Annotated in this window: 23 protein-coding genes and 3 pseudogenes; 17 read left to right on the plus strand and 9 right to left on the minus strand. The window is 48.2% G+C overall.

Annotation, left to right across the window (positions count from 1 at the left end):
- The first annotated feature begins 117 nt into the window (after positions 1-117).
- The 13 genes and pseudogenes from CIK99_RS10450 (at position 118) to CIK99_RS10510 (ending at position 6,978) form a co-directional block, all read left to right on the plus strand.
- Positions 118-435 (plus strand): DUF4372 domain-containing protein, encoded by a 318-nt coding sequence (locus CIK99_RS10450; RefSeq protein ID WP_254047782.1) that lies wholly within the window; start codon positions 118-120, stop codon positions 433-435.
- Positions 390-569: pseudogene (locus CIK99_RS15795) on the plus strand (transposase); the annotation flags it as partial. The gene CIK99_RS10450 and the pseudogene CIK99_RS15795, both read left to right, overlap by 46 nt.
- Before the next feature lie 539 nt (positions 570-1,108).
- Complete coding sequence (locus CIK99_RS10455) at positions 1,109-1,513, plus strand: hypothetical protein (protein ID WP_094381454.1); 405 nt, start codon at positions 1,109-1,111, stop codon at positions 1,511-1,513.
- A gap of 5 nt (positions 1,514-1,518) precedes the next feature.
- On the plus strand, positions 1,519-2,145 hold the full coding sequence (locus CIK99_RS10460) for a YqiA/YcfP family alpha/beta fold hydrolase (RefSeq protein ID WP_094381455.1): 627 nt from the start codon (positions 1,519-1,521) through the stop codon (positions 2,143-2,145).
- A gap of 60 nt (positions 2,146-2,205) precedes the next feature.
- A pseudogene (locus CIK99_RS10465) lies at positions 2,206-2,388 on the plus strand (DUF1653 domain-containing protein); the annotation flags it as partial.
- A 179-nt stretch (positions 2,389-2,567) separates the two neighbouring features.
- The gene (locus CIK99_RS10470; RefSeq protein WP_094381457.1) at positions 2,568-3,038 is read left to right on the plus strand and encodes a pyridoxamine 5'-phosphate oxidase family protein; all 471 of its coding nucleotides are present in this window, start codon (positions 2,568-2,570) and stop codon (positions 3,036-3,038) included.
- A gap of 6 nt (positions 3,039-3,044) precedes the next feature.
- Positions 3,045-3,578, plus strand: a complete 534-nt coding sequence (locus tag CIK99_RS10475) for a flavodoxin family protein (protein ID WP_094381458.1) — start codon at positions 3,045-3,047, stop codon at positions 3,576-3,578.
- A gap of 47 nt (positions 3,579-3,625) precedes the next feature.
- A complete protein-coding gene (locus CIK99_RS10480; RefSeq protein WP_094381459.1) occupies positions 3,626-4,408 on the plus strand; it encodes a DUF5131 family protein in 783 nt (260 codons plus the stop codon).
- A 24-nt stretch (positions 4,409-4,432) separates the two neighbouring features.
- Positions 4,433-4,858 (plus strand): annotated as a pseudogene (locus tag CIK99_RS10485) (NADPH-dependent FMN reductase); the annotation flags it as partial.
- Between the two features lie 138 nt (positions 4,859-4,996).
- Complete coding sequence (locus CIK99_RS10490; RefSeq protein ID WP_094381474.1) at positions 4,997-5,482, plus strand: nucleotidyltransferase domain-containing protein; 486 nt, start codon at positions 4,997-4,999, stop codon at positions 5,480-5,482.
- A gap of 7 nt (positions 5,483-5,489) precedes the next feature.
- Complete coding sequence (locus CIK99_RS10495; RefSeq protein ID WP_094381475.1) at positions 5,490-5,843, plus strand: FKBP-type peptidyl-prolyl cis-trans isomerase; 354 nt, start codon at positions 5,490-5,492, stop codon at positions 5,841-5,843.
- Between the two features lie 284 nt (positions 5,844-6,127).
- Positions 6,128-6,361 (plus strand): hypothetical protein, encoded by a 234-nt coding sequence (locus CIK99_RS10505; RefSeq protein ID WP_094381461.1) that lies wholly within the window; start codon positions 6,128-6,130, stop codon positions 6,359-6,361.
- Positions 6,362-6,372: 11 nt separating this feature from the next.
- Positions 6,373-6,978: a flavin reductase family protein gene (locus CIK99_RS10510; RefSeq protein ID WP_254047781.1), complete on the plus strand. Its 606-nt coding sequence runs from the start codon at positions 6,373-6,375 to the stop codon at positions 6,976-6,978.
- A gap of 82 nt (positions 6,979-7,060) precedes the next feature.
- Here the strand turns inward: CIK99_RS10510 and CIK99_RS10515 are convergent, their stop codons facing one another.
- From CIK99_RS10515 to CIK99_RS10535, 5 genes are read right to left on the minus strand one after another with little or no spacing between them, the layout of a single operon-like run.
- Complete coding sequence (locus CIK99_RS10515) at positions 7,061-8,224, minus strand: TlpA disulfide reductase family protein (RefSeq protein WP_094381462.1); 1,164 nt, start codon at positions 8,222-8,224, stop codon at positions 7,061-7,063.
- A 33-nt stretch (positions 8,225-8,257) separates the two neighbouring features.
- The gene (locus tag CIK99_RS10520) at positions 8,258-9,874 is read right to left on the minus strand and encodes a PKD-like family lipoprotein (RefSeq protein ID WP_094381463.1); all 1,617 of its coding nucleotides are present in this window, start codon (positions 9,872-9,874) and stop codon (positions 8,258-8,260) included.
- 11 nt (positions 9,875-9,885) lie between these two features.
- Positions 9,886-10,596 (minus strand): DUF4843 domain-containing protein, encoded by a 711-nt coding sequence (locus tag CIK99_RS10525; protein ID WP_158215970.1) that lies wholly within the window; start codon positions 10,594-10,596, stop codon positions 9,886-9,888.
- A 31-nt stretch (positions 10,597-10,627) separates the two neighbouring features.
- The gene (locus tag CIK99_RS10530) at positions 10,628-12,082 is read right to left on the minus strand and encodes a RagB/SusD family nutrient uptake outer membrane protein (protein ID WP_094381465.1); all 1,455 of its coding nucleotides are present in this window, start codon (positions 12,080-12,082) and stop codon (positions 10,628-10,630) included.
- Positions 12,083-12,094: 12 nt separating this feature from the next.
- A complete protein-coding gene (locus CIK99_RS10535; protein ID WP_094381466.1) occupies positions 12,095-15,391 on the minus strand; it encodes a SusC/RagA family TonB-linked outer membrane protein in 3,297 nt (1,098 codons plus the stop codon).
- Positions 15,392-15,552: 161 nt separating this feature from the next.
- Here CIK99_RS10535 and CIK99_RS10540 point away from each other — a divergent pair, with 161 nt between their 5' ends.
- Together CIK99_RS10540 and CIK99_RS10545 are read left to right on the plus strand one after the other, a co-directional pair.
- Positions 15,553-16,047 carry an RNA polymerase sigma factor gene (locus CIK99_RS10540; RefSeq protein ID WP_094381467.1) on the plus strand — a complete coding sequence of 165 codons (495 nt, stop codon included), beginning with the start codon at positions 15,553-15,555 and terminating at the stop codon, positions 16,045-16,047.
- Positions 16,048-16,096: 49 nt separating this feature from the next.
- Positions 16,097-17,302, plus strand: a complete 1,206-nt coding sequence (locus CIK99_RS10545; RefSeq protein WP_094381468.1) for a FecR family protein — start codon at positions 16,097-16,099, stop codon at positions 17,300-17,302.
- A gap of 384 nt (positions 17,303-17,686) precedes the next feature.
- Here CIK99_RS10545 and CIK99_RS10550 read toward each other — a convergent pair whose 3' ends face one another.
- The 3 genes from CIK99_RS10550 to CIK99_RS10560 form a co-directional block, all read right to left on the minus strand.
- Positions 17,687-19,249: an ATP-binding protein gene (locus CIK99_RS10550; protein WP_094381469.1), complete on the minus strand. Its 1,563-nt coding sequence runs from the start codon at positions 19,247-19,249 to the stop codon at positions 17,687-17,689.
- 148 nt (positions 19,250-19,397) lie between these two features.
- Complete coding sequence (locus CIK99_RS10555) at positions 19,398-20,162, minus strand: M15 family metallopeptidase (RefSeq protein ID WP_094381470.1); 765 nt, start codon at positions 20,160-20,162, stop codon at positions 19,398-19,400.
- 84 nt (positions 20,163-20,246) lie between these two features.
- Positions 20,247-21,584 (minus strand): hypothetical protein, encoded by a 1,338-nt coding sequence (locus CIK99_RS10560; RefSeq protein ID WP_144007969.1) that lies wholly within the window; start codon positions 21,582-21,584, stop codon positions 20,247-20,249.
- A gap of 242 nt (positions 21,585-21,826) precedes the next feature.
- Between CIK99_RS10560 and CIK99_RS10565 the strand changes: the two genes are divergently transcribed.
- Both CIK99_RS10565 and CIK99_RS10570 read left to right on the plus strand, forming a co-directional pair.
- Positions 21,827-24,418 (plus strand): leucine-rich repeat domain-containing protein, encoded by a 2,592-nt coding sequence (locus tag CIK99_RS10565; protein WP_094381472.1) that lies wholly within the window; start codon positions 21,827-21,829, stop codon positions 24,416-24,418.
- A 431-nt stretch (positions 24,419-24,849) separates the two neighbouring features.
- Positions 24,850-26,232 (plus strand): leucine-rich repeat domain-containing protein, encoded by a 1,383-nt coding sequence (locus tag CIK99_RS10570; protein ID WP_094381473.1) that lies wholly within the window; start codon positions 24,850-24,852, stop codon positions 26,230-26,232.
- 372 nt (positions 26,233-26,604) lie between these two features.
- Here CIK99_RS10570 and CIK99_RS10575 read toward each other — a convergent pair.
- Positions 26,605-26,974 (minus strand): transposase (locus tag CIK99_RS10575; protein ID WP_144007970.1); only part of this gene is annotated, 370 nt, incomplete at its 5' end.

Raw genomic sequence — 26,974 nt, forward strand, 5'->3', positions numbered from 1 at the left:
CTAATATTCAACGTTTTACGAGCAATATTTTGTGTATTCGATTTGATTTTGTATTTTTGCACTCGTTAATAAATGACGTGTGCAATGAACAAAGGTAAAACCATATTCTCTCAGATAATGTCACTGATTCCAGAACGTGATTTCAAGGCATGTGTTGACCGCTATAAGGGAAACTATCGATCAAGGAACTTCTCTTGTAAAGATCAGTTCTTAGTCATGAGCTATGCCCAATTAACAGGCCGTGACAGTCTTCGGGATATAGAAAATTGCCTGTCTGCACTATCCAGTAAGCTATATCATTGCGGTATTAGTTATGCTGTACCTCGTAACACATTGGCTAAGGCAAACGAGAAACGAGACTGGTTACGTATGAAGATTATGCAACTAACAACGTGTATAGGTTTCTCACAAACAACATGGAATATGAAGCTCTAACCATATCTGAATTATATAGAGAAAGATGGAATGTTGAGCTTTTCTTCAAATGGATCAAGCAGCATCTTCACATAAAATCATTCTATGGTACTTCCGAGAATGCCATATACATGCAAATTTGGATTGCCATATGCACACGTGGCACACGGACCTGTCCCCTGACCCGACACCAGTAGAACACGAAGAGGAAATAAATAAGGTGCATAAAAAACCAAGTGAAAGATGAAACCCGTTTGAGTCTTTTTTCTTTCACTTGCTTTACTTTCTTTCATTTCGATTTTGAGACCCGAAGCAGAAGGGGTGCAAAGACAACGCTGATAATGGAGACAGTGTGGTATTATCCTATATTTCATTGGCATTTATGTGTTAAAATCGAGTGCAAAGATACGAATAATTTTCCATACTACAATGAAAATAATGCCACTTTAAATTATTTTGTTATTCATACTTATAGTAGTATGATTATTGTAAACTCCATAAAACATTAAACGAGGTTAAATAATCAAGAAAGGTTAATAATATTGCCTCAGTATGATTATTATTCTGAATATAATTTGTAACTTTGCATGCAAAATAGAATGATGCGTATGACCAAACCTCACTACCACAAACGGCTGGCTGTAAGGTTAGGTTGTATCTAACCATCATAATATCAGATAAATACCTTTTTATAATGGCAAAAATTGGCTACATCATGGCTATCTCCCAATACGACAGACTGGAGGAAGACCGAAAGTGGATGAACGACTATGGTTGCATCCGTATCGTTGAAGAAAGTGACGAGAACGAACGCAACAGACCGCTTTGGAAACAACTGATGGTTGCCCTGCAAAGGGGCGATGAACTTGTCATATCCAAGTTTTCCAATGCCTTGCGTGGTAGTCGGGAACTGGCAACGTTCCTGGAATTTTGCCGAGCAAGGCATCCCATTGATGAAGTATGGAGGGCCAGCGGTTTCAGAAGCCGAAGCTCTGTGTTCCGCATACTGAACAAGCATGGCATCAAGCTGAACCGCGGCAATCATTCTGGGCCAATCAAGAGAAAGGGCATATCCGACAATCCACAAGACAAAGAATAAATAGCATGAAAAAGATACTGTTTCTACATGGTTTCTTTGCTACTGGCAGCTGTCCGATGGCGAGAGCACTGAGGGAAGCCTTTGAGGGGCAAGCCGTCGTGCTGACTCCCGATCTGCCTCTCCATCCCAAGGAAGCATTGAAATACATACGCATGCTTATCGACAAGGAGAAGCCAGACCTGCTCATAGGCAACAGTTGCGGGGCTTTCCTTGCACAGATGCTTTCTCCAGTCGTGGGCATTCCTGCCTTGCTCGGTAATCCTCATTTCAAGATGACGGACTTCCTGATAGAACGCATTGGCGAACATAAGTACAAGGCTCCGCGCATGGACGGTAATCAGACAATAGTCATCAACGAATCACTCATCAATGAGTTTGAGCAGCTCGAAGCCACACAGTTTGATTATTGCAATCCCTATTACAAGGATCGTGTGTGGGGACTCTTTGGTGAACAAGACACACTGGCTCATTTTGAGCCGTTGTTCTTGCAGCATTATAACAACAGCTATCACTTCCCTGGCGGACACACGCCCACAGAGCAGGAAGTCAAGACTTGGTATGCCCCGTTGGCACAGAAGATGCTCATGGAGTATTCAGTTAAAGAAGAAAGGTTTTTCCGTCATTTGACGTAGTCTTCCTCCTTCGCACCTCAGCCATTCAAGTAAACTTGATGGCCTTCGGTTTGGCGTCGGTTCAAGGGAGGAATGTACAAGTATATCCATTCCGCATATGACAGCGAGACTCAGGAGCGCATGGTGGTATATCAAGCACTATATGGTGAGGAAGCATACTGGGTTCGTCCCGAGAAGATGTTTTTCGAGCAAATAACAAGAGACGGAAGGACATTTAACCGATTCACAGAAATAGACAGATAAAGATGGAAACATTCAAAGACGTTATATCAGGCGACCAACTGGTTTTGACTTCGTCTTCCTCCTTCTTGCAAGGCATAGTTCGAGCAAGCTCGACTCTGCTCTTAACCCCCTTCGTTTCCCCCGTTTCCCGGGGGACAGAAACGTGCGTCGGTTGACCCGTTTTTAAGATAAATATCATTATGGAACAAGAGATAACATTACGCGATGTGGCCAACTATCTGGACAATATCGGAATCCAGTTCTTGGCGACAATAGGATTGGACGGCAAGCCAAAGGTTCGTCCGATGCAGTATATGGTGTTGGAGGATGAGAAGCTGTGGTTCTGCACCAATTCAAAGAAGGAGGTCTTTGCAGAACTGCAAGCCAATCCCTTTGTGGAACTCTGCGGCTGCAAACTGGAAAAGGATGAGATGCAGACTCCTTGGATTCGTTTCTCGGCAGAGGCAGTTTTCGAGGAAAGGCAGGACATTGGGGATGCCATCATAGAAAAGAGTGCCATCGTGAATGCGTTATACAAGACCATGCGTGACAATCCCATCTTCAAGGTGTTCTATCTGAAGGACATCGACGGATGGATGACCAACCTCGGTCATGTCAAGGGACTGGAGCAGAGAGACGAGTTTGCAAAACCTATACATTTCAAATTCTGACATACAATGAACATCGTAATATTATCAGGCAGCCCACGAAAGGGAGGCAACACGGAAATATTGGCGGAATCGTTTGCCCAAGGAGCTTCATCCAAGCACAATGTTGACTTCATATCAGTAAGGGACTATCACATTAATCCTTGTATAGGATGTAATTCTTGTTTCAAGAGAGATGACCAATCCTGTATTCAAAAAGATGACATGCAGACCGTTTACGACAAGTTGGCAAAGGCAGACATGCTTGTTGTTGCTTCTCCTGTCTATTTCTACGGCATAAGTTCACAGCTTAAGGCTCTGATCGACAGGTGTCACAATCCACTCAGAGATTCTTTCAAAATAAAGAAAGTTGCCCTGTTGCTCGTCGGTGCCGCCACATTACCCGAACTGTTTGACAGCATTCTTGTCCAATATAGACTATGCATCAACTACTTCCACCTTGAAGACTGTGGGAAGATACTTGTAAGAGGAGTTAAAGAAAAGGGCGACATCAAAAGCACCAACGCCCTAAAAGAAGCATTTTCCCTCGGAGCTTCAATATAATAATAACAGATAAATATCTATACGTTGACTTCATCGAAGACAAGTTTATGGCAGAGCGTACAGACATCTATGAGAATTGGAATCCGTGGCACGGATGCACCAAGGTTAGTCCTGGGTGCAAGTACTGCTATGTATATCGGCAGGACGAAATGTACGGCAGCGAGGTGTCGAGCAGCGAATGCCGTAAGACTGGCAGTTTCTATCTCCCCATCAAGCGCAAGCGTGACAAGTCGTGGAAGATTGAGAGCGGCAAGGTGGTGTTCACATGTTTCACTTCCGACTTCCTGCTCTCTGATGCCGACGAGTGGCGTGAGGAGTGCTGGCTGATGATGAAGCGGAGGAGCGACCTCTGGTTTTATTTCTTCACCAAGCGCATCGACCGTTTCATGGAGTGCGTGCCCGATGATTGGGGTGACGGCTATGACAATGTGTTGGTAGGCTGCACGGTGGAGAATCAGATGATGGCCGATTACCGTCTGCCCATCTTCAAATCGCTGCCCATCAAGCACAAGAGCATCATCGTTGCGCCGTTGATTGGAGCCGTTGACCTATCTGCCTATCTTGACGGAAGCATTGAGGAAGTGAGCGTGGGAGGCGAATCGGGGCAAAATGCACGACCATGCGACTATGCGTGGATTCTCGCCATTCGGGAGCAGTGTGTCAAGGCGGATGTTCCATTCCATTTCCATCAGACGGGGGCGCGGCTCGTCAAGGACGGGAGGACATACCGCATACCACGCTGCCATCAGCACAGTCAGGCTCGCAAGGCAAACATCAATTATCGCATTGGCGAATTTGATGTGCCGGAGACGGCAAGTAATATGCAATAATGAAAATCAAAATATACGAAGACAATGAAGAAGATACTGTTTATCATCGGTTCCTTACGCAAGGAATCGTTCAACAAGAAGCTCGCTGAAGAGGTGGAGCAGATGCTTTCCGGGCGTGCGACGGTGGAATATCTCGACTATTCTGATGTGCCGCTGATGAATCAGGACATCGAGTTTCCTGCACCCGAAGCGGTCAAAAGAGTGAGGGAAAAAGTAGCAGAGGCGGATGCTCTCTGGATATTCTCTCCTGAATACAATTACAGTTATCCAGGTCATTTGAAGAATCTCATCGACTGGCTGTCACGTCCGCTCATAGCAGGAGATCGTCAGACTCCGCTTGCCATTAACGGCAAGAAGGTGGCGCTGAGCGGTGCTGGTGGTGCATCGGCAACAGCCAAATGCCGTGAGAAACTGACCGAACTGCTCACGCTGCCGTTTATCCGTGCAGAAGTGATGACAGAACCTCAGACGGGCATCCAACTGAATATGGAGGCTTGGACGGAAGGGCGCATGATGCTGACCGAAGCACAGAGGTCTAGCTTGAAACGGCAGGTGGATGCATTCATAGACTATATTAGCGATTTACACATTACAAAGAAAGAGACAACGAATATTTCTGACTTATTTCAAGTACTGGACTTACTCGATAACATGAAAATCCAGTATTGGTTAGATGGTGGGTGGGGTGTAGATGCTTTGTATGGCAAGCAGACCCGGACGCATCGGGATATTGACATTGATTTCGATGCCCAATATCATGATGAACTTTTAACACTTTTGCAAAAAAAAGGTTATTTGATTGAGACGGACTGCTATCCAAACAGAATAGAACTTCATAGTGAAAAATTGGGGTATATCGATATCCATCCATTTGTATTGAATAGCGATGGAACTTCCAAACAAGCTGACTTGAATGGGGGATGGTATGAATTCCAGCCTGATTTCTTTGGTACGGCTGTACTTGAGGGAAGAACTATTCCATGTATATCATTAAAAGCTCAGAAGGTCTTTCATACTGGATATGAGCTTCGTGATAAAGATATACATGACCTTGCTATACTTGAACGAATATAATGTGAACATGAATAAAAGAGAATACGTACAAGCCAACAAGGATTGGCTTACAGCAAAGGCGCAGGAGGAGGGAGTGAAGGCTCTCCCCAAGGGCATTTATTACAAGGTGTTGGCAGAGGGCAAGACTGATGGAAAGCATCCTACGCCCCGAAGCATTGTCACTGCCCATTACACAGGTCGTACCATCGACGGCAAGCAGTTTGACAGCAGCCGTGGCGGTACTCCATTGGCAATACGTCTCTGTGACCTCATTGAAGGTTGGATTATTGCCATGCAGCAAATGTGTGTGGGCGATAAATGGGAGGTCTATATCCCTGCCGAAATGGGTTATGGCAAGTTTTCGCAACCAGGCATACCATGAGGTTCCACTCTCATCTTTGAGATTGAGCTGCTTGGCATTGCGTAAGAGTAAGAAACTTTCTGAGCTGGAAATAACGACCGCACCGAATATAGACTCATCTACACGAGAAGAGCGTTTGGATTATGTCCTGAATGAATGGAAATGCTTACACAACTGTGAACCGATGGAGCAGCGAGAGCAGAAGCCAAACCTGTTTGGATTATGCCGAGTCGTGACATAGGAAGACGAAGTCAATTGTGCGGGAATGGATATAACATTGGAAATAAGAAGCAACAGATGAGTCTATGACAATAGATACAACCAACATGTGCACACACCTTCAGAAGAAGCTGTTTGAACCTGATGGTGTGTATTATCCGATATGGCAAGCCATGCAGGATGATGAGACCTTGACGGCTGTGGTACGGAGCAGGCAGCTGCACATCTACAGGAATGGGAAGAAGATTCTCGTTCTGGCAGGCAAAGCTCAACCGAAGGTAATACGCGAAGATAAATTGCATGAATTGATAACAATATAATGAATAGAACTATGAAATCATTTGGACAAAAATCGTGGATGCTTCCACAGCCGGTTTTGATTATCGGCACATACGACAAGAATGGCAAGCCCAATGCTATGAACGCAGCTTGGGGCGGTCAATGGGACGCAAAGGAGATTATGATTGCCATGGGCGCACATGCCACCACCGACAACCTGAACAACTGCCCTGATTTTACCGTGGCATTTGCTACAAAACAGACCATGGTAGCTGCTGATTTCGTCGGCATTGTCTCAGCAAAGAACGATGCAGACAAGATGGCTAAAGCAGGTCGGAAATGCGAGAAGTCAGAGAATGTAAATGCTCCCGTCTTCACCGACTTTCCCATGACCTTGGAGTGCCGCATCAAGGAAAAGATAGACGAGTCAGAAGAGGGCTATTACATCGTGGCAGAGATAGTCAACATCCTTGTGGATGAGAACTATCTGGCAGAGGACGGCAAGCCCGACACTGAGAGACCTTCTCTCATCTCATTGGCAGTTACGGCTACATTTATATGGAAGGTAGCCAACCCTTTATATATAGATGTGCGCCTCGTGGCACACGGACAGATTCATCAACCCGAAAAAGTGAACCAAGGTACCTGTCCCCTGTGACCAAAAGAGTGAAAATGGTAGGCGTTTTGTGATAAAAGCGGGGATCTGACGTGATGTCGAATCCCCGCTTTTATTATTGTTTTCAGAACAGTTCGGCGAGTTTCTTCGCCAGGTTCTCGCCACGGGCAGCCTCACCGCTGGCAATGATGTCCATGGTGGCGGTGTCGATGAGGAACATCGAGGGTACGGAGCGGACGCTGTAGGTCTTCGCCACGTTGCTCTTGTCGATGAAGTTAGGCCACAGGAGCTTCTCTTCCTCCACGGCTTTTTTCCATGCCGTCTCGTTCTTGTCGATAGAGATGCTGATGACCTCAAAGCCCTTGTCCTTGTAAAGCTCATACTGGCGCTTTACGTTGGGTATCTCACGGCGGCATGGTCCGCACCACGACGCCCAGAAGTCAACCAGCACATAGCGCTTGCCCTGACAGAGCTGAGCGAGAGTCTTTGCGGTTCCGTTGTCGTCAACAGAGAAATCCTTTGCCTTGCCCCCGTCGTCAGCTCCGGGGAACACCTCGCTCTTCACCTTCTTTCCATACCAGCTCTGCTTTGCCTCGTCGGAGAAGGAGTTGTAGAGCGACTGCTGTTCGGGAGTGAGATAAGAGTAGTAGTTGAGCGTGAGCAGCGGACCCCAGTAGGTGTCGAGATTCTCGTTGATGGCGTCGGTGAATGTCTTTTCCACCGTCTGGAAGAACAGCTTTTCGGCAGCGGCCATGGCCTTGCCTTCTTCGGAGTTGCTGAGGGAATCGACAAGGTTTTTGTTATTTGCCATGCGCGCCTTATGGATCTTGTCCATGATGTCGGCAAACCGTGTACTGTTGTCGTTATAAATTTTGTCGAGAGCATCACGCTTGGCAAGATAGGTGAAGAGGCGGTCGGAAAGCGGAGAACCTGTGACTTTCAGGTTTGAAAACGAATAGCGGTCGCTGCCGTCTCGTGTCTTTTCCTTCGATGCGCTGACAGAGAGCGTGATGTCGGCATTCTCGAGCATGAACTCAGCGGTGCCGTAAGCGTTCTTCACCATGAGAAAGACTGCACGCGGAAATTCCACTGAGCCTGAGATTGAGAACTTGCCGCCGCTGACTGTAGCTTCGGCGATAGGGTCTTCCTGGTCGTGGCTCATAGGTACGAGCACTACCTTTGTGCCGTCTGCAATGCCTTCGACACTTGCCTTGAGACTATAGCCCTGGGCATTTGCGCCCAAAGCCATGGCCAAAAGAGTAATTAAAGAGAGAATTGTTTTCTTCATAAAAATATTCTTTTTACTCGTCAACTTGTCAACTTATTCTGCATCAATACAAACCATATCCACTATCTTACCCCAGCCAGTGGTGACGATGGGATTGTCGGGAGCGCCGAACATCGGTCCCCACATAGAGTTGGGCAGGCCATAGTTGACATCCATCTCATACTGTATGAGCTTGCCTTCCTGAGTATTGGAGTTCCACACGCCTATCCAGAGGATACAGTCGCTTGTAGGCCAACCGCCTCCAGCGCTTCCCCAGGCATACATGGCAGTGATTTCCTCGCCCGCTTCGCAAGTATAGAGCACGTTAGAGGTGGTCTGTCCGCTTGATGCCGAGAACGAATAGGCGGCCTTGTCGGTGGCGTAGTAGAACGCCATGCCTGTGGTGTTAGAGCGGAAGAAGCGTGCGTTGCGAATGTCCTTGCAGCCGTTGAGGTTGAGGCGTGAGCGTGAACCTTCTGCAGAGAGGTTGCCGTTGTCGATGACGTTGTAGAAGTTATAGCGAAGGGCAAAGATGGTGTCGGCGATTTCGGTGATTACCGTGGTGTAGTTGCCTCCGCTTTGGAATACAGCCTTCACGTTGCCCTGTACATTGTTGGCATCAACCACAGCGTCAGAAGAGGTTGACTTGAAACTGCTCACCTGCGAAGCCTGGGAGAAGTAAGGACGGAATTTCCGGTTCTGCTTGTCGTAGATCACCTGCCATGCGTCGATAGCCCCTTCTACTGGTCGCCATGTGGTGCGTGTGTTCTTCATCAAGAAGTCGCTGGCTTTGTAGTCGCCGGCGATAGGAGCAGAGAACTTGCGGTCGTTGGCCTTGTCAGCATAGAGCACATGGAGCTTGCCGTCGTTGACGAGGAAGTCGCACGAGTTGGTGTAGAAGGCGTTCTGAGGGTTGAAGTTCTCTGGAGTCTGATAGAACATTGTGCTCCAGTCGTTCATCGTCTGCAGTCCGTCGGCAGCAATGCGGTAGAGATTCTTGTCGGTGCACACGAGATAGCCGTTCTTTGAGGTCTTGCCAGTGTGTGTGCCCCGAATGAACTTCGGCTTGCCGTCAAGATACTTTCCCATGGACTCGGAATAGTATTTGTAGTGACAGCTCTGCTCGCCGTAGATAAGCATCAGACCTGAGGTGAATACCTCGAGGTCGGTCTGTCCGTCGCGCTCTGTAAGAAGGTACAGGCCACTGAGTGTCCCGCCTGAAGCCACGGTTGTGTAGTTGCCAGCCTGATAGAATCCTTTCATGCCGGTGATGGTGTCCTCCGCCATGAGGAAGAAACGATATTGGCCAGGGTTGAGGTCAACGGTCCAGTCGAGCTTCTTTGTATGGCAGATAGTGTCGGCAGGCGGATAGACGAGCGAGTTGCCTTGCTGGACAGGCAGATACTGATAGTTGTTGAGCGTAAGGTAATACCAGCTGTAGCGCAGGCGCTCGGGGTATTTATAGCTCACGCGCGGTTCAAATTCCACGTGCTGTCCGGGTGTGAGCGAGTATGAAAGCACATACTTGTTTTCAATGCCCACGGTGTCGATAGTGATCACTCCGGCCTCCTCGTCGGAGAGGTAGCTGTAGTTGCCGTCGTCCTCGCTACATGCCGATGGCAGCAGGGCGAGCATGGCGGCTATTGTTGAAAGGAATATTGTCTTTTTCATATTTCTTACTGTCAATTAAAACTTACCAAATTGCCATTCTCGTCGGTCAACGGGTTGCCGGGATGAGCGGCGTTATACTCTGTAAGGGCATTCTGGAACATAATCTTGTAGCTCTGCAGCTCAGCCCATGTCATGGTGTCGGTGTTGAACTCGGTGATGCCACCAGAGTTCTCGAGCATGAAGCGGTATTTAGTGTCGCTATAAACGCCGAAGAACTCCTCGAGCTGTGACCAGTTCTTTGGTTTGCTGATCTGGTCGTTCCAGATGAAGGTGAGGTGGTCAGCCTCGTTCACTCCCTTCTGGAAGTCGGCAGAAGGCTCTACGGCGATGCGCAGTCTTACCGACTTGGTTTCCAACACGCTTGAGCGTTTGAGCACTACCTGGAACGAGGCTTTAGCCTGTCCTGCAGGAATGGTCACTGAGGAAGGCAACTGATAGATGTCGGCCGAAGCCGTTGTCTTGTCGTTTACTACAGTGATGTTTGCCGTGCGGTCGCGGTCGGCTACTGGTCCCATAATCTGAGCCTCCACGTCCATAGCCATTTCGGTTGTACCGGCTGGAGTGGTGACAAAAGAGAAGGTGAGCGAGTCGCTACCTGCTGTCCATATCTCGGGTCCCACGAGGCGTATGCGAGCCTCGTCGCGATAGAAGAAGTCTTCGTCGCTGCTGCATGATGCCAGAGTCATCAGTGCCGCTGTTGCTAAATATATTGCTTTTTTCATATAAATTCTTTTTTTTAGTTGACGAGTTGACTTAATTATCATATCCTCCAAATTCTGCATCGTTGCTCGGTATTGGCAGCACATAGACACTCTTTCCAGGAACTACCGATGCGCCCTTGATGCTTGAGGCGTTAAGACGTTTGTAGTAGAAGAAGAGCTGTCCGCCTTCGCCTACGAACTCCTTACGATACTCCTTGTAAATCTCATTCTGTATTTCTTCGGCCGAGAGTGTCTCTGGGAGAGGGAAGAGGCTGAGGTTGCGGTTCTCGCGCACCAGATTGAGCAGTTCGATGGCACGTGCGGGGTTGCTGTCCTTCAGACATTCGGCTGCAATGTAGTAGGCCTCGGTCATGCGCAGCAGCGGATAGATGTCGTTATAATACCCGCCGTCCATGTGCCAGAACTTACACATATAGCGTTTCTCGCCGTCCTGTTCGTAAGCCTTGAGGTAGCGGTAGTCGTTGCCGTAACCTGACGAGACTTCATAGATGTCCTGAGCTGTATCGTCTGATGGAGTGAGGGCGTTGCTGCCACCCTTCGACTTGAAGTAGTAGTTGGCAGTGTCTTCCCACTTGTTGATGGTAAGGTGGAACACATGCTCGCAAGAGAACGCCATGTCGAGTTCGTTGCGGTTGGTAGCTTGCATGTTGGTGTAATGAATCCACGAGAAAGGCTTGCTGTTTTTCTTAGCGCTCGTAGAGTCCTCCACGCAGTCGATGATCTCGTTGGCATACTTCAGTGCGTTCTGCTTGTCGCCATTCCAGAGATAGGCTCGGGCAAGAGCTAATGTAGCAGCATAGTAATTGAAATAAGGAATGCGCGAGGCACGTTGAGTGTATCGTGAATAGCCTTCCTTTAGAGAGTCGGTGGAGAGGTATTCGCGAGCCTTGGTGAGGTCGTCGATCACCATCTGCATGGTTTCCTTCACCGTCTTCTGTCCCACCACCTCGGTTGAATATTCCGTGACGTAAGGCACGCCTTTGGCATTGGAGTCCATCGATGGGGCGCAGGCGAAGAGGCGCATGAGGTCGAGATGGAGGAATCCGCGCAATCCGTAAGCCTCGCCTCGATAAGTGTCGTAGTGATTCTCCGTAAACAGCTGTGGGCTTGCCTCATTGATATTGCGGATGAGGATATTGACGTTGGCGATGGAGTTGTACGTCTGTTGCCAGATGGTGGCAATGGTCGATTCTACCGAAGAGTTCTTGTAGTCAAACTCGTTGGCATAACGCCAGCTGCCCGACGCGTCGATATCGTAACTGTGTGACAATACCTCAACGAAGCCTATGCCCATGTTGCGGCCATACATCGACTGCTGGCTCATGGCAGTATAGATGCCGGTGAGCTGGTCTTTGTAGCCACCTTCGCGGCTGAAGTGGTCTTCTTCTTTTATCTGCGACTTGGGGCTGACGTCGAGCCAGTCGTTGCACGAGGTGAGTGCGAAGGCAGCCAGCAGTGTCGCTAATGTTGTTTTTATCTTGTTCATATCTGTATTCAATTAAAACGTTACTTGTGCTGACAGAGAGAAGGAACGGGCGTAAGGATAGCTTGTTCCGCGCTCGGTCTTCACTGACGAGATGACGAAGAGGTCGTTGGTGTAGGCGCTGACTTTCAGACGCTCGAGGAAAGAGTCTTTCACCCATCGGCAGTTGCGGAAGTCGTAGTAGAACGTCAGCGACGAGAGGGTGAACGTATTGTAGTCCTGTACGAAACGTGAGGTGGGGTAGGTGATGCTCTGGTCGGTGATGGCCTTGTAGAGCGCCATGTCGCCGGGGCGCTGCCAGCGGTCGGTGAGCACGCGGCGGTCAACGTTGTACTGCAGCTGTGCGTTCTCCACCTTATCGACGAGTGTCTGGTTGTAGATCTGTCCGCCCCATCTGTAGTTCATGGTCACGTTCCATCCCCATCCGTTTATCTCGCCGTTGATGCCGAAGTTGCCGTTAAACTTCGGTTGTGTGTCGCCACACACCACCTGGTCGGCGATGTCGTAGTCGTATGTGACGGTTCCGTCTTTCTTCACGAATATCTCCTTTCCGTTCTGCGGGTCGATGCCGAGTGAAGGCACAGCCCAGATGGCCGACATTGAGCAGCCTTCGTAGTATTTCACGCTTGGCGAGGTTGTCTCGTTGGCAATCATGTCCTTGTCCTTGGCCTCGTTCCATGCACGGAGAGAGTTGGAGATTTTCTTCAGTGTGTTTTTGTTGTGGGCAACGCTTCCGAACACGTTGACGTAGTTGCGTCCGGCGTCAAACACCTTGTAGTTGAGGTAAGCCTCGAAACCCTTGTTCTCTGTCTCGCCGAGGTTATCGACATAGGTGGTGAAACCAGTGGTGTAAGGCACGGTGACGTTGGTTACCATCCCCTTTGTGGTGGCGATATAGTAGTCGAAGCGACCAGAGAGGCGGTTGTTGAAGAGGTTGAAGTCAACACCAATGTTGGTGTCGTATTTCTCCTGCCAGCGCAGGTATTCGTTGGCAAGACCCTTGATGTAGCTACCAATGTAGCCATTGTACGAGAGGTTGCTGTAGTAAACGAATGTGGGCAGGGCGTCGTAGGAACTGAAACCCTGGCTACCGGTATATCCGTAAGAGGCGCGGAGCTTCAGACGGTTGACCCACTTGGCTGCCTTCATAAACTTCTCGTTGTGGACGTTCCATCCGCCGCCGACAGACCAGAACGAGCCCCAGCGGTTTTTCGCGCCAGCCTCCGAACTGCCCATCAGGCGGTAGTTGGCGTCGAAGAGGTAACGCTCGTCGAACGAATAGTTGACTGAGAGCAGTCCGCCGCAGTTGCGCGACACGCCTTCGGTGCCTGTAGGCTTGCTGTCCTTGGCATACTGTACGGCGAAGGAGATGTCGTCCATGAAGTCGTTAGGAAAACCTTCTGCCATGATGCCTACAGTGTTGTAGGAATTGTCTGACATACTCAACTGTCCGTTGAGGAACACGAGGTGCTTGTCTATCTGCTTCGACCACTGCAGTCCGAGGTCGGCACTGATGTCGGTGTGTTTGCCGTTCGACTGCGAGTAAGAGCCACGGCGGAACTCGTCGGTGGTGTTGATGAAGTCGGTGTGGTTGGCAGGTTTGAAAATGTCGGCGGTGGTTGTCTTGCGTACTATGCCGAATCGTCCGGTCATCTTCAGGCTTTCCAGTATCTGCCACTCCATGTAGAAGTCGTTTGTGATATTTGTATAAGTGTTGTTGTTGATGGTGTTGAGAGTGGTGTTGTAGAGAGGATTAGAGTACTGTGCCGATGCTCCCTTGTTGTCAGTATAGTCGTATGAGCGGATATAGTTGCCGTTAGCGTCGTAAAGACGGCTATAAGGATTCATGCGGTAGTACTGGCTGAACGAGCCGTAGGGCGAGTCGTTGCTGCTGTTGTAGTCGATGGTGAGCTTGTCGCGGAAGATGAAGTTCTTGACACGATAGCTGAGGGTAATGCCACCCGAAAAGGTAGAGCGGTCAGAGCCCTTCATCGCACCTTCTATGTTATTATAAGAGAGGTTGACACCATACTGCATAGCCTTGTCGCCGCCTTCTATATAGAGGCTGTGCTTTGTGCCTACGCCGGTGCGCACGGGCTGCGCAAGCCAGTCGGTGTTGACACCCGAGATTACCTCGCGGAGTTTCTGCGAGTAGTTCTTCTCCAGTGTGATCTGGCTCATGGCATTGTCAGAGTAATATAGTCCGGCAAGGCGTTCCACCTCAAGCTTCTCGGCAGCGTTGGTAAGGTCGTAGCTGGTCAGGTCGGGCACTTCGAGGCTCACGTTTCCGGTGTAAGTCACTCTCAGTCTTCCACTTTCAGGCTTTTTTGTCTCTATGACGATCACTCCGTTGGCAGCCTTCGAACCGTAGATGGCCTTGGCCGTTGCGTCCTTCAGTGTGGTGACGCTCTCCACCTGGTTCATGTCGAGATCCATAATCTTGGTTAGCTCAGTCTCAAAGCCGTCGAGGATAAACAGTGGCTGGTTGGCGCTGGAGGCATACTCGCCCTGCACACCCGAGATGGTCGATGCACCGCGCATCTGGAAGTCGGGCAGTGAGTTAGGGTCGCTACCCATGCCGAGGTTCTCCACCTGCATAAACGAGGGGTCGATATTCTTCAGCGACTGCAGCACGTTGGCATTGCCCACACGTTTGAGGTCGTCGCCCTTGATGGTGGTGACAGCACCGGTGAAGGTGTTGGCCTTACGTGTGAAGACACCGGTTACCACCACTTCCTCGATGGCTTTGGAGTCGGGCTGCATCTGTATCTCATAGCTCGACGCGGAGGTCAGAGCGATGGTCTTGTTGGTGAATCCAATGTACGACACCTCCAACTTCGTCGCGTCGCCAGCGGCAGAGAGCTTGAAATGACCATTCATGTCGGTGACGACGGTTGACGACTCCCTGCCTCCGGAACCTCCCAAGCAGGTGACGGTGGCTCCGGGCAAGGGCTCGCCATTCTCGTCTTTTACCATACCCGTCACTTCGCGGCTCAGTCTGCGCATACCAGGCTTTCCCGCCTTGATATCCACAAACTTACCCCTGAACTCGTAGCTCAGAGGTTTTCCCTTGAGCAAGAAATCGAGCACAGCCTTGAAACTGCTGTTCTTTACTTGTCCGCTGACGCGGTATTTCTCCACGTCGTTGTAGGCGAACGAGATCTTGTAGTCTGACGCCTTCTCGAGTTTCCTCAGGGCAGAAGGCAGACTCTCGTCGTTGAAGCTGAGAGTGATGTTGCCGACTTGCGCCATGACAGGCAAGGCCGCAAGCAGCATCACGATCACTATCAGCAGATGTTTACATTGTTTCATATGGTCTCATTTTTTTTGTTTATTGTTTCAGTTTGAACGAATGAAGAGCAAAATAGGTTACGGTTTTTGCATAAAAAAAGATAAATACTTGTTTTTTTGCATAAAAATGCCGTTTTCTCGTGAATAATGTGTACCTTTGCGCCCGAAGAGAGAAAGAAAAGATGGACGAGAGATTTGAATTTGACGATATTTTCCGCCTATATTATTCGCAGTTGTTTTTCTTTGCCATGCAGTATATTGGTGATGAAAACGAGTGCGACGATATCGTGTCGTCGGCATACGAGGACGCATGGAGGTATTTCGCCGATATCGACAGAAAGGCAGCACAGTCTTGGCTCTTCGTCAATGTAAAGAGAAAATGCTTGGACTGGTTGCGCCGTCAGGAACATCACCGCGCGTATGCCAAACTGCATCTTCATATCGCACAACGCACCACCGACGACACAGACCCGTTAGAAACCAAGGAGCGCATGGACCGGGTGGCACGGCTGCTCGAACAACTGCCTGATAACACTCGCGACATTTTCACACGTTGCTATGTTGACGGGAAAAAATACCGTGAGGTGGCGGAAGAACTCTCGATAAGCACCGAAACAGTAAAGAAACACGTGGTAAGGGCTCTCAAGATGCTGCGTCAAGGACGGGAGAAATCCTAAAAATAACTAAAATCCATACCTTCTTTTATTAAAAGGACGTTTTTTTAATATGAGCAACGAAACTATAGAAGAAAAAATAACAGAACAAGATCAACTTCTGCTTGACATCATCGAAGCCGGCGACGAGTTGACCGATCAGCAAGAGGAGAAGCTGATGGCAGACCCTCAACTTGCTGACGACTACCGTATGTTGGTCAAAGCCAAGGCCGAAATGCTCAGCCGACGCAGGCAGGACAGCGTGGAAGAGAGGCTGACGGCATTCAAGGCCTCGCATCAGTCGCCGACACGACGGAAGGGACTCAGATTCACCCTATGGTCGGTTGTGGGAGCTGTGGCTGCCGCCGTGGCATGCCTGATTATTTGGCTGCCTACGACAAAGGTGACACAGCAGGAACATAACGTGCCAGATCATATCTTCACTGCCGACATGACTGACCACGACGTGACCTTGACCGCATCAGATGAAACAATAGCCACGGTAAAGAAGACTCCCACCGCTCCATATACAGAGATTGACGCCGACAGATTGTTGGCTGACAGCGAGCCTGACGAGAAGGTCACGTTGCTGGTACCGCTCGGCAAGAGCGCACATCTCACTTTGCCCGACGGCAGCCAGGTGTGGCTCTACCCCGACAGCCGACTGAAGTTCCCGCACAAGTTTATAGGAAATACACGTGAGGTGGTGCTCGAAGGACAGGCTTATTTCTCTGTGGTGAGAAATGAGGAACAGCCTTTCATCGTCATGGCCAACGGCATGCAGACAACAGTACTCGGTACCGAATTCGTTGTCTCGGCATACGAGGATATGGCACCTAATGTGGCTCTTGTCAGCGGAAAGGTGGAAGTGAAAAAAGATGATGAAAGAGCAGTGCTAATGCCAGGCAAACAGGCTAAGCTGAATGCCGACGGACACTTCTCGGTGAGGGACGTGGACACGGAACAATATGTACAGTGGCGCGACGGATATTTCTATTTCGACAACGTCACCGTACATGATATCCTGCTCGCCATAGGACGAAACTACAATGTCTGCGTCATCTGCCCTCATCCCGAGACTCTCGACATGAGAATGCGCTTTATAGCCGACCGCAACGAACCGCTTGCCAATGTCGTTCAGCGACTTAACGAGATCGGGGAAATGAAGGTAGTGATAAATGAAAACAGAATAGAGGTAAGGTCACTATCCTCCACGATGAGGCACTCGTGGAGATGCCGTCAATGCCTAACTTGCGACGAATCTGGGGAAGATGGGTGAGGCACACTAACTCAAAAGTCGTTCCCTGCCATGATGCCACAGAACGGGAATTGTAGTTATGAAGCCACCATTCCTCGTCCTTGGTATCTGAGGACTCGATGAATTTCAAGGAAAACAAGGTATAGAAGTCAACCAAACGATAGATAGTTCCCTTCGACTTATTGCCAAATTGGGAATAGGAGAGAACGAAATCACATCTTTCGAGATTGTTCAATATGGTTGTGAGACGCTTACGCTCATTCACCCACATAAACGGCTGTGCCGGCATATCCTAACGGCTTTATTCACTCTGCCAAAGTGATGACAGCCGACTGCCAAAGAGGTATCGTTGAACATCTCATAATTGAATATCTCGCTAATATTGTCGTATTCCATATTCAACCTTCAACTTTCAACCTTCCAGTCGCCTATTGTTCTTCGCTCGGGGTCGAAATTAATGCCTACTTTTACGATGGGCAGACCAGCGAGGGCAAACTTCGAGGAGTAGTCCTTGAGGTTTATCTGGTTGATGGCTGCCTGAGCCGACATGTTCAGTTTCAACTCAAACAGATAGAGAGCCTTGGCTGTCTTCATCACTATATCCACACGACCAGTCGGTGTGTGAACCTCCACCTCTACATATCTTCCGAAGAGGGAGAAGATGACATAGAGAAGCTGCTGGTAATGTCCCTCGGAATTGGCGTTGTCGCAATAGGGAACGGTAAGGAGATATGCCTGAAGCAGGCGGAACATCTCGTCGAGGTCTTCATTAAGCAATGCAAGATACATGTAACCTATTGTTGTGCCTCCTTCAACGCAATACTCGTGCACATAATTTGGCAAGAGGCTGTCCATCAGCCCTACACGGATTTCGGTGTTCGGTATGTCGAGGGTGTATAGTTTGGTCGTCTTATTGTAGTCCTTTATAGTGATATAGCCGCTCTGGTAGAGCAGCGGAGTAATGTCCTTCATGTTTTCGGTAGGAGCATCGAAGGCAGATGCCAATACACTACTGCCTCCTATTTTCGACGGCACGACATTAAACTTCCTCAGCATCTCGATGAGATACGTAGGAGTGCCCGAACCAAACCAGTAGTTGGTGTAGTCGTGGTCCTGGAACGCGTTGAGAAGGCTGAAGGGGTTGAACACGTCTGGCGACGGCCAAGTGAAATGATAGCCGTCGTATTGCTGCTTCAGTCCCCCTATCGCTTCTTCACGAGTGATCTCCTGGGCCTCGGCAAAATCATCGATATATTCGGACATCTGAGTAAGCATCTCCTCCTTGGTTATACCACACACACCGGCATAATCAGGGCGCATGGATATGTTCTTCAGGTTGTTAAGCTCGCTGAAGATGCTGAGTTGCGAGAACTTCGTGATGCCTGTAAGGAAGACAAATTGCAAGTATGGGTCGGAGGCCTTCAGTGGTGAGTAGAAGTTGCGCATCACATTGCGGAGCACAGGCAACGTCTTCTCCTCGTGTACCACATCAAGCAGTGGGGCATCATACTCGTCAATAAGGATAACCACCTTCTTGCCTGTCTTTTCGTATGCACTGGCAATCAAGTTTTTCAATCTAACATTAGGATCTTTGGAGTCAGAGGATATTCCAAAACGTCTCTCGTTTTCTCCTAAGATATAGAGAAGATAGCGTTCCAGTTGTTCCTTCTCCATGTGCTTGCCTAAAGACATATCGAATCTCAGCACAGGATATTCCGTCCACTCCTTCTCCACTGTTTCGATGAAAAGACCCTTGAACAAGTCCTTTCTTCCCTCGAAATAAGCCTGAAGCGTAGATACAAGCAGCGACTTGCCGAACCGCCTCGGACGGCTCAGGAAGATATACTTGCTGAGGTGTATCATGTTCCAGACGTACTCAGTCTTATCGATATAGAGCATGTTATCCTCAATGATGTTTGAGAATGTCTGTATGCCCACGGGCAGTCGTCTCAGTTGCTTCGTTTCCATATCCATAAAATATTAAGAGTCATAATATTCGCATTTCGGGGACAAAGTTAAGCATTTTACTTCATTTCACCAAACAAATCGGATATTTTTATATAAGTTGAAAAATTAAGTCTCGCGTATCTATTTAAACGCGAGACTTGATTTTTTTTTATTCGTTTAGCGAACTACGTGCTATTGGGAATGTGAAATAGGTGTCGGGGAAGGGTTCGTTGGCAAGGGTGAAATGCCACCACTCGCAGTCGTAGGGCTTGAAGCCGTGAGCCATCATCGCTTTCTGCAGTATCATGCGGTTGTCATACTGCTGCTGGTTGATGGGTTTGTAGGCACCAATCTCCTGTCCAGGAAGGACGTCGGGATGTGAGGCAACGCCAAAGTAGTCGTAGGTGCAACCCATGTCCACCTCTTTCTCTAATTGCATGTCGAAGATGGTGAGGTCGATGGTGCTTCCTCGGGTGTGTCCCGATTTCTCGGCAATATAGTCCTGTGGCACAAGCACAGCCTTGTCGAGTTCGGGATAGAAATACTGCTTCATGATGGTGTCGTTGACATCCTTTGCCCATGCCATGAAGTAATCCACTGCCTTCTGAGGGCGATAGCCGTCGAAGATCTTCAGTCGATAGCCTTGCTTGATGAGGTCGTCGCTCACCTTCTTGAGTGAGTCGGCAGCCTGGCGGGTGAGTATGGCTATCGGTTCGTCGTAACCGGGAATGCGGCGACCAATGAAGTTGTATGTACTGTAGTAGCGGATTTCGAGAATGGCATCCGGCACTACATCCGTGAGGACGACAAACTGCGAGGCATCCTCCTCGGGAGCCTTCGCCTTCTTGTCGTCGTTGTCAGAGCAACCCCAAAAGATTGCGCATAGCAGGCTGCAAAGAAGGGTTGCATGAAATTTAATAATTACGTCTTTCATATTATTCTATTAAAATTTTTAGTCAAAGAATCCCAACGACCTCACTGCGTTGATGGCATTGTGACTACTATGATGTCAGAAAAATTACTCTTTCACGACCTTACGCCCGTTGATGACATACACGCCCTTGGGAAGCGAGCGGAATGCCTCGCTCAGTGTGGTCTGCTTGCGTATCAGGCGACCGTCGATACTGTAAATGTCATGCGTTTCCTCATTAGGAATATTACTGAACACATCCTCCATGCCTGTGGGGACGAATTCACTAAGAAGCAATGCTGTGTACATTGCATAAAGAGTGCCGCTATCAGTATGACCTTCCGTAGATGAGCTATCTATGTCAAAGGAAGTATAGCCATTGTCGAGCAGATGTCTCTCCATATTTTCTTGATTGATGAACGGTACAACCTCGTCGTAAGGTGAATGATAGAATGATATTTTATCGGTTTTCTCCGGCTTCCATGAATCATATACAAGAGAGTTCTCCTTTAAGTGATATACGATATCCTTCATAGGCTCGCTCTTTTCGTCGAAGAATTCTGGCTTCACGATTGTTTCCAAAGGCAGACTCTTGTCGTCAGCATTTCCATACTGCTCATATATAAAGTTGTTTATATAGTCGGTGTCATGCTCCTTTGAGTCGAACAGTTCGGACAGATACTGCACAAAGTCGTCAGTGAACACATCCTTGTTCTTCACTTTATATCCTCCTGCGTCAATCATTCCGCTGAGGATAAGCGGCAGGGCTACAGGATATTGCGACACATTATCTTCTGCCAACTTGCGGTAGTGTGAATACATGTCGTAGGGACCGCCGCCGATGATGCAATAGTCAATCTTAGGCAGTTCATCGCTGCGATAGCCCTCAGCCACAAGTCGGTTGACCCACATACCCGAGTTTCCTCCCTGAGAGTAGCCTAAGTTGAGCACCACGTTCTCAAATTCATATCCCTCATCATTCAACAGTTTGCGTCCGGCAAGAAAGGCATCGATATTCACTCGCGCCGTAGCCCTGCCCTGAAGATACTTCTGGTTGCGCTTGGCGTCGATACCGAATCCAAATCCGTCGGACTCTATCATAATGTAATTGGAGTTGGAAAACACTCCTTCGAGAGAGAAAAAACTCGTCACGTTTGTAGGACGCTGTTTGTCGTCGGTGATGGTATAGTGGTTAAGCAATCCGCATCCCTTGGCTTTTATGTCTTTTTCGTGCACACTCTGACTCATAAAGATGGCTGCGGAGAGCACAATAGGTGTCTCGCCGTCGGCATCAACTGTCTCATAGTTGAAGTCATAACGCCAGAAACTGCCACAATCAGTGCGGCCTACTATTCCTATTACAGGTTCGTCGGTGGTTTCTGCCACCGCTAATGTCGATACTAACAATACTGACAGAACGACAAATGTTCTTCTTAATACTTTCATAATGTATGTTTTTTAAATCCAAAACTTTGTTTGTTTTAACCTTTAACGCTGCAAAAATACAAAAAATCATCCAAAAACAACTATTTTTTCACGAAAAGTAGTTTTCATATCGAAAAAAAAAATCCATATTGACAATTTTTTTATTTATTGACCAAAGTTTTGCTTTATTGACCTACGACTTCCAATGTATTTTCGTAACTTTGCAGCCGAAATTGTGATTGTCAAATTAAAAAATAAGAGTTATGAGAAAGTTCATTATAATTATTATGGCGTTGGTGGCGATGAATGTCACAGATGCCGAAGCTAAGAAGTTCTACCACTATGGTAATACACTTACATTCCTCTGCGACGACGAGACGATGACGGCAGAGGTTGCGGGAACTTATCATGTGGAGACAAGCGGTACGATAACCGTGCCGGAGACATTTGTGGCAAAGGACGGCAATACTTATACCGTGACAGCCATCGGCGATGATTTCCTGTATTTTCACGACTTTTCATATTCTCAGAATTGTAGTGAAGTGGTATTGCCCAAAACCATTAAGTCGATAGGCAAACGGGCTTTCGGTTATAGCAACATACAGCGCATAAACCTGCCCGAGGGCCTGGAGACCATAGACGACGAGGCTTTTAGCGGCTGCTCAAGTTTGGAGTTGGCGGAATTGCCGTCAACGGTCAAGCATCTGGGGAACAAGGCTTTTGACAAATGCGGCTCAATCACCATTTCAGCATTGCCTGAGTCTATAGAGACGTTAGGTAGCTCTGTTTTCGGAGGACTTCACTGGCCAAGGGAGATGGTGTCGTTCTCATTGCCGGACAACCTCACAGAGATTCCCGACAGCATGTTCCATGATCGTTGGGGGATGAAGGAACTTCATTTTCCGGCAAACCTGAAGAAGATAGGCAAGGCATGTGTGACGTGGTCAAATATCACAGAGCTGAACCTGCCTGACGGAGTCACGGAAATAGCTGAAGAGGCCTTTTACGGAAACAAGAAGCTGACAAAGGTGACGCTGCCAAAGTCAATAAAGTCTATTCCCTATTTTGCGTTCGCCTATACCGGACTCGACAACCTCGACTTCCTGCATGAGGGAATCACGGAGATAGGCATGGAGGCGTTCTATGGTTCAAAGATCAAGGAGGCCAATATTCCCGAGGGAGTGACAAAGGTTGGCTCAAATGCCTTCGGATATTGCGACAGTCTGAAGACTATACGTATTCCCTCCACTCTGACTGAAATGTACGACTCACCATGCATGGAACTGCGTTTTCTGGATAGTATCATCATCGCAGACGGCAACCCCGCGATTGAGATGACTGCCGACAAGGTACTTACCTGCAAGAACAAGGACGGAAGGTCGCTCCTGTTTGTCGGGCCGGATGCCATTGTTGACAGCACCTACATACTGCCCGCCGACATCACCGAAATTGGTGACTTCGCCCTCGAATATGCGGGCATCAACAGATTCGAGTTTCCCGAAGGGTTGAGACGCATCGGAAGTCTGAATTTCTGCGAGTCGAAAATCAAGAAAGTTATATTGCCGTCAACGTTAGAGGAATTGGGCGGTGGCTTGTTCATCTCCTCCGAATTGGAGGAAATCAAACTGCCAAGCGGACTGAGGTTCATACCGAATCAGACCTTTGCCTATTGTAGCAAGTTGAAGAAAGTGGAATGGCCTGAGGAGGTAGAGGCAATTGGCGCATACGCCTTTGCGAATACACCACTCATGACAGAGGTTGAGATACCCCAAACGGTAAAACTCATAGGTGCAGGTGCTTTTGCCAATCATTACTCTCCCTATGAGAGGGTTGTACTGCCCGAAGGACTTGAGACCATCGGCAAATGGGCTTTCAGCGAGAGTCCATTGCCTAACGGCATCGTCATACCGGGTAGTGTAAGATGGATAGGGGCGAAGGCATTTTTCAGTTGCGGCATAAAAGACATCGTAATACCTGAGGGCGTGGAATACGTTGGAGATAATTGTTTTGAAGGCAACTCTGCAATCAGTCTCAAACTGCCTTCTACACTAAAGTATATTGGTCAGCAGGCATTCAGGAATAATGACTTTGAGACGATGGAATTGCCTGACGTGGAGGTGGCAATAGAACCGGAAGCGTTCCGTGAATGTAATTCACTGAGGGAGGTGAGCATACCACGTTCCGCTAATATAAGTAGCTACACGTTCCATTTTTGCTCTGCCTTGGAGAAGGCGACATTCCCCAAGGACCTGCAGGTAATCCATCCGGGACAGTTTGCCGGATGTACCAGTCTGAAGAGCGTAACCCTGCCAGAGAACCTGATAGCTCTGGAAAACGAGATATTCGACGGCTGCTCTGCCTTGGAGGAGATTGATTTCCCCGAGACTTTGGAGTGCATTGGCAACTGGGTGTTCCGCGGCACAAGCCTGAAGAAAGCCGACCTCTCGCACACATCGCTGCGAAACATCATTTGGGAGGCATTTGCCGACAACGCGAGCCTCACCGAGGTGCGTCTGCCCGCCACATGCAACTTCGTAGGAGCCAAGGCGTTCGCCGGTTGTGACAACATCTGCGTGGTGGAAGTGCTCGCCACCGAGCCGCCGACGGCAGAGGCAGAGGCATTCCAGTCGCCTGTCACAGAGCAGGCAACGCTCATCGTGCCCGAAGGCTCGGAGCAGGCCTACCGCAATGCCGAGGTGTGGAAGGAATTCAAGAACATCGCCACACCAACTTCTCTGAGAACCACCATAGTTGACTCTCAAGAAGATGAGCGCATCTATGACCTTCGTGGCATTGAGAAGCAGTCAGAGAAAGGGCTTGTCATTAAGAATGGAATTAAAGTAATTAAGAATTAACTCAACTTTCGCAAGAAAGGGAAGTTAAAGAAGAAGTTTCCTTGAGCGAAGCGAAAAAAGGAAGTTAAAGAAGTTAAGGAAGTTAAAGAAGTTAAAGACGTATGTCAAAGCCCAGAGAACTCCCAAACGGAAGCGAAAAGACTATTGTCTTTAACTTCCTTAACTTCTTTAACTTCTTTAACTTCCTTAACTTCTTTAACTTCTTTAACTTCCTTAACTTCTTTAACTTCCTTAACTTCTTAGAGTTGAGCACATGAGAAACTTAAGGAATTAAGAATGATAAAAGTGACTTTTCAGCCGTGAAAAGTCACTTTTTTCCGTTTTGAACGGTGTTTTTCCGTTTTGACCGATTGTTTTCCCGTTTTGTCTTTTCTGTTTCCCCTTTTTTTATTAATTTTGCAGCAGAATTTTGTAAATAACTTAAAAGAATTATGAAGCATTTTAAATTGTTGCTGTTGGTTATTGGCATGCTGATGACCACAGGAGAAGTTAAGGCGCAGGCTGCCGGTGAAGAGCCGGGAAAGAATGTCGTAGTTGATGGTCTTGCTTACACTCTTGACAAGACCGCCAAGACTGCCGCCGTAATTCCAAATTCCTATTATGACGACAACATGGAGGAGCATCTTCTGTGTGCCCCCTATGTGGGTGACATCGCCGTACCAGAAACAATCACAGTGGAAGGCGTGGACTACACCGTGACCGAATTGTCAGAGAAAGCATTTGATGAGGCTGACATAACAAGCCTCGCCCTTCCGTCTTCAATCAAGAAACTTGGCTACAAGTCAATAAGCTTTTGTACGGAACTCAAAAAAGTCAACGTTCCGGCATCGGTGGAGGAAATAGCAGAAGGAACGTTCGGCTTTTGTGTGGGAATAACAGATTTCACTTTCGAAGAGGGCAACAACCATTTCATAATGGAGTCGGACATGCTGATGACTGCCGACAAGAAGAGGTTGATACACCTTTTCTACGCCGAGGATAAGGACGCGACCTTAAACGTCACCCTTCCCTCCACCATAACTTCCATAGACGAACGTGCATTGGCTGGCTGTCGTTCGGTAAAGGAAATTAAACTGCACGAGGGGGTGGAGAAAATAGGAAACGATGCATTCAGCTTTGCTTCACTCTCTTCGATTGAGATACCTGCCTCTGTGACCTTTTTAGGAGAGGCATTCGTTTCAAGTATACCGGGATTGAAGAAGATAACCGTAGCTGAGGGCAACACCTGCTGTAAGTTCGTTAACGACGCGCTGTACAATGCCGACATGACATTGTTCTATATGGTGCTTCCGGGAAACAACAAGATAGAGATAGCGGAGACGGTGACGAGAATAGGCAATCATGCAATAGAGTCAACGGAGTTGGAAACCCTTGTCATTCCGGACAATGTCAGGGAGATAGGCATACAGGCAATCATAGACAACCAAAAGCTCAAGACCGTGGTGATAGGCAGTGGGGTGGAAGAAACAGGGATAATGGCATTGGATGAAAACCAGAGCCTTGAAGCCATCTACCTGAGACGTGAGACACCGGCGGAAATTCAGGAAGACTTGTTTGAAGACGAGTATTACGACAAGGTGACGCTTTATGTGCCTACGGGAACAAAAGAAGCCTATGCCATTGCCCCATATTGGGGAAAGTTCAATACCATTAAGGAATTCACACCTACCGACCTGCGCCATGTGAACTTTAAGACCGAATGTGCCGGGGAACAGGTTTACGGTGTGGACGGTTCACGTCGCGCGACCTTGCGTCGTGGACTCAACATCCTGAGGAGCAAAGGAGAAACGAGAAAAGTTATATTCCCATATTGACACCACCGTTGTGGTTCTGCACCAAACTCGGTGAAGAAATGCTTATTTTGGGCAAATGTATAGGGTGTCCAATTTGATGTACCTTTATATATAGGAGGCACGGCGACTCGCCGTGCCCATGCAAGGATTGCATGCCGCGAGTCGCGGCATCTCCTATGTTCGTTAAATATGCTGGTAAGAAAAGATTTTGGTACAACAAACTGAACACCCTAATAAATTAATGAACTGTAATAAGAAAAATGCGCTTAATTAACAATTATTAGCACTTAATACTGAATCGTTGCCTCTGATGGGGGCTTCTCGCCCCCAAACCCCTCGGTGTTTTCAGGTATTAGATTATCTATCCTGATATACTTCGGGAATATACAGGAGTCATTTCTTTGAAGAAACATAACCATCGATATATGGTTTCTCCTGAGTGACAACGGCAAAAGCCTGTCGGATGAGCTTGTTTGCTACTGCAATGACGGCGACTTTCCCGGGCTTGCCTTTAGACCGCAAACGGTCATAACATGCTTTACATTCTGTGTTACTTCTTATAGATGCAAATGCAGCCACGTAGAGCTGACTTCTTAAATAAGAGTCTCCGTTGCGGTTGATGTGACCTTTGACTTTGACTGAAGTGCCGGACTGCTGATATGTTGGTGACAATCCCAGATAACGTGTGAGTTGCTTGGCATTGTCAAAGTATGTGAAGCCGCCAGTGGCCATGATGAGTGCAGCTGCAAGAGTGACGCCAATC

Origin of the sequence: Prevotella sp. P5-92 (genome assembly GCF_002251245.1) — a bacterium.
Taxonomy (GTDB): Bacteria; Bacteroidota; Bacteroidia; order Bacteroidales; family Bacteroidaceae; genus Prevotella.

Bases quoted from the DNA above. Each gene is read 5' to 3' on its own strand.
- CIK99_RS10565 (WP_094381472.1), top strand. From the start codon at position 21,827: ATGAGAAAGTTCATTATAATTATTATGGCGTTGGTGGCGATGAATGTC.
- CIK99_RS10515 (WP_094381462.1), bottom strand. From the start codon at position 8,224: ATGAAGAAAACAATTCTCTCTTTAATTACTCTTTTGGCCATGGCTTTG.
- CIK99_RS10535 (WP_094381466.1), bottom strand. From the start codon at position 15,391: ATGAAACAATGTAAACATCTGCTGATAGTGATCGTGATGCTGCTTGCG.
- CIK99_RS10480 (WP_094381459.1), top strand. From the start codon at position 3,626: ATGGCAGAGCGTACAGACATCTATGAGAATTGGAATCCGTGGCACGGA.
- CIK99_RS10450 (WP_254047782.1), top strand. From the start codon at position 118: ATGTCACTGATTCCAGAACGTGATTTCAAGGCATGTGTTGACCGCTAT.
- CIK99_RS10530 (WP_094381465.1), bottom strand. From the start codon at position 12,082: ATGAACAAGATAAAAACAACATTAGCGACACTGCTGGCTGCCTTCGCA.
- CIK99_RS10525 (WP_158215970.1), bottom strand. From the start codon at position 10,596: ATGAAAAAAGCAATATATTTAGCAACAGCGGCACTGATGACTCTGGCA.
- CIK99_RS10570 (WP_094381473.1), top strand. From the start codon at position 24,850: ATGAAGCATTTTAAATTGTTGCTGTTGGTTATTGGCATGCTGATGACC.
- CIK99_RS10550 (WP_094381469.1), bottom strand. From the start codon at position 19,249: ATGGAAACGAAGCAACTGAGACGACTGCCCGTGGGCATACAGACATTC.
- CIK99_RS10505 (WP_094381461.1), top strand. From the start codon at position 6,128: ATGACAATAGATACAACCAACATGTGCACACACCTTCAGAAGAAGCTG.
- CIK99_RS10520 (WP_094381463.1), bottom strand. From the start codon at position 9,874: ATGAAAAAGACAATATTCCTTTCAACAATAGCCGCCATGCTCGCCCTG.
- CIK99_RS10475 (WP_094381458.1), top strand. From the start codon at position 3,045: ATGAACATCGTAATATTATCAGGCAGCCCACGAAAGGGAGGCAACACG.
- CIK99_RS10545 (WP_094381468.1), top strand. From the start codon at position 16,097: ATGAGCAACGAAACTATAGAAGAAAAAATAACAGAACAAGATCAACTT.
- CIK99_RS10455 (WP_094381454.1), top strand. From the start codon at position 1,109: ATGGCAAAAATTGGCTACATCATGGCTATCTCCCAATACGACAGACTG.
- CIK99_RS10555 (WP_094381470.1), bottom strand. From the start codon at position 20,162: ATGAAAGACGTAATTATTAAATTTCATGCAACCCTTCTTTGCAGCCTG.
- CIK99_RS10460 (WP_094381455.1), top strand. From the start codon at position 1,519: ATGAAAAAGATACTGTTTCTACATGGTTTCTTTGCTACTGGCAGCTGT.
- CIK99_RS10510 (WP_254047781.1), top strand. From the start codon at position 6,373: ATGAAATCATTTGGACAAAAATCGTGGATGCTTCCACAGCCGGTTTTG.
- CIK99_RS10470 (WP_094381457.1), top strand. From the start codon at position 2,568: ATGGAACAAGAGATAACATTACGCGATGTGGCCAACTATCTGGACAAT.
- CIK99_RS10540 (WP_094381467.1), top strand. From the start codon at position 15,553: ATGGACGAGAGATTTGAATTTGACGATATTTTCCGCCTATATTATTCG.
- CIK99_RS10560 (WP_144007969.1), bottom strand. From the start codon at position 21,584: ATGAAAGTATTAAGAAGAACATTTGTCGTTCTGTCAGTATTGTTAGTA.
- CIK99_RS10495 (WP_094381475.1), top strand. From the start codon at position 5,490: ATGAATAAAAGAGAATACGTACAAGCCAACAAGGATTGGCTTACAGCA.